Below are 2,495 nucleotides of genomic sequence, written 5' to 3'. Positions count from 1 at the left end.
CGCTGCCGCCCGAGGTTCCCCGCAATGAGGCGCTGACCTCGACCATCGCGATGGCCTCGATCCTGTTCAGGCTGGAACGGGCCGGAGCGCTCACCGTCTGCCGCAGCGCCGGCGATGTGCGCAATGCCATGGCGCAAGGGTCGATCGCCGCGGTGTTCCACATCGAAGGGGTCGAGGCGATCGATCCCGAGCTCACCATGCTCGACGTGCTGCATGAAGCCGGCCTGCGCTCGCTCGGCATCGTCTGGAGCCGTCCGAACGCCTTTGGCCACGGCGTGCCGTTCCGCTTCCCGTCTTCGCCCGACACCGGCCCTGGCCTGACCGATGCCGGCAAGGCGCTGGTCAAGGCCTGCAACCAGTTGAAGATCATGATCGACCTGTCGCATCTCAACGAGAAGGGCTTTCGCGATGTCGCCGCACTCAGCGATGCGCCGCTGGTGGCGACCCATTCCAACGTGCACGCGATCTGCGGCCATTCGCGTAACTTGACCGACTGGCAGCTCGGCGCGATCCGCGAAACCGGCGGCATGGTCGGGCTGAACTTCGCAACCGGCTTCCTGCGCGAGGACGGTCGCATGAATGCCGACACCAGCCTCGATATCATGGTGCGCCATATCGATTCGCTGCTGCAGGCGCTGGGTGAGGATGGCGTTGGTCTTGGCTCCGATTTCGACGGCGCCATGATCCCGGCCGTCATCGGCGATGTCGCCGGCCTGCCGAAGCTGATCGATGCATTGGCGGCACGCGGTTTCGGCCGCGCGCTGATCGAAAAAATCGCCTATCGCAACTGGCTCAATATGCTCGAGAAAACGATAGGTTAGAGACAGCCTGCGGCATGGTGTGTTCGGCCCGCCGGCATATGTCGACAAGGACATAGTTCGTCGGTGGAAGCCGGATACGATTGGGTGGATAGCCGGCAATGCTGAAGACCTTCACGGATGAGGGCGGCGAATTCGAGCGAGCCGATGTCGTCATCGTCGGTGCGGGTTTCACCGGCCTGTCGGCGGCGCTTGAGATGAAGAAGGCCGGCATCGATTTCATCCTGCTCGAAGCACGCGACCGCGTCGGCGGACGCGTCGAGTCCCGATTGAACGGACTTGGCGAACGCATCGATGGTGGTGGCCAGTTCCTGTGCGAGGACATGCCGGAATTGATGGCCATGGTCGAGGCGCGCGGCAAGACGCTGGTTGAAACCTATGTCGATGGCGACTTCATCACCCAGCCGACGATGTCCGCACAACGAGCTGAGCGGACCTATCATGCCGCGATGGCGATCCGCGAGCGCATGAACGGGATCGATCCGGACGATGCCTCGATTGCCGGACTGACCGTCGCCGACTGGCTTGCCTGCCAGCACGATTCGGCCGATGCAAGGATGGCTTTCCGTTCGATGATCGAAGGTCTCTGGTGCATGGCGCTGGACCAGATTCCTCTCTGGTATTTGATCGACAATGACCGGCGGGTCACCAACGAGGTGACGGAACTGCAATATTCTGTGCGCGAAACCATGCATTCGCTGGCCGACGATCTGGCCCGCGACCTTGGCGATCGGTTGCGGCTAAGCGAGCCGGTCACGCGCATCGAGCACAGTTCGCCAGGTGTTCTTGTCGTTTCGGCCGGGGGTGCCGTCGAGGCGCGCACGGTTCTGGTTGCCGTCCCGCCGGCGAAGGTGACGGAGCTCGCCTTTGCCCCCGCTTTGCCGGCCGGACTGGGGCGGGCACTCGGCGCCTGGGAAAGCGGCGCGGCTATCAAGATCCTGGTGCGCTATGCCAAACCGTTTTGGCGGGCGCGGGATTTGAGCGGCATGGTGATGTGGCTCGAGCCGCCGGGGCTGTTTGCCTGCGACGCCGGCAAGGATGCGGAGCATGCGGCGCTCGTCGTGTTCGCCGGCGGCTCGCTCGCGCTGCGTTGGCGCGACCTCGGCGAGGCGGAACTGCGTGCGGAGGTGACCGGCCGGCTGGAGGCAGCCCTTGGTCCGGATGCCGGTGACGTCATCGATTTCAGTTTGCGTGACTGGACAGGAGATCGCTGGAGCGGCGGCGCGTACAGCGATCTTATTGTCGATGTTACAGCGACAGACGCCGAGCGAACGATCCTTGCCGGCGCACCGCCGGTGTATCTCGCCTCTTCAGAACTCTCGCCATCGTTTCCGGGGTATGTCGAGGGCGCCATCATTGCCGGGCGCATCGCCGCGCACAAGATCATTGCCGAGCTTCAAGCTCCGGGCTGAGCCTGATCTTTTCGAAAGACTGTTCGGTAAGATCGGTCAAGTTGCGCCTCGAGCCTCGGCGCCGTCGAAGCCATGCCCGATTTTGCCCGACTTCGCCCGAAATGCTGTTTCGAATTCGTTACAGTGCCAATCCTTCGCCACCCCATCACCGTTACAAAGCGCGGATAAGTTCATTTCACCGCCAAAAGAAACTCAGCGAAGGGGAAGGTAATGCATGCAAAAATCCAGACGATCCGCGGCGAGAGCCGCCTTCAGGCTCCAGAGC

The 2,495-nt window shown here is 63.0% G+C and carries 2 protein-coding genes; both read left to right on the top strand.

Annotated features, from left to right (window positions below):
• Positions 1–821: dipeptidase (locus ENZ74_RS28890; protein WP_127313184.1), on the top strand; the 821-nt coding region annotated here is incomplete at its 5' end.
• Positions 822–919: 98 nt separating this feature from the next.
• The gene (locus ENZ74_RS28885) at positions 920–2,230 is read left to right on the top strand and encodes a flavin monoamine oxidase family protein (protein ID WP_063169138.1); all 1,311 of its coding nucleotides are present in this window, start codon (positions 920–922) and stop codon (positions 2,228–2,230) included.
• Positions 2,231–2,495: the final 265 nt, after the last annotated feature.

This window comes from Mesorhizobium sp. M7A.F.Ca.CA.002.15.2.1, assembly GCF_003998715.1.
Lineage (GTDB): Bacteria > Pseudomonadota > Alphaproteobacteria > Rhizobiales > Rhizobiaceae > Mesorhizobium > Mesorhizobium ciceri.
Note: the sequence above shows the minus strand (reverse complement) of the source record. Positions and strands in the feature narration are given on the sequence as shown.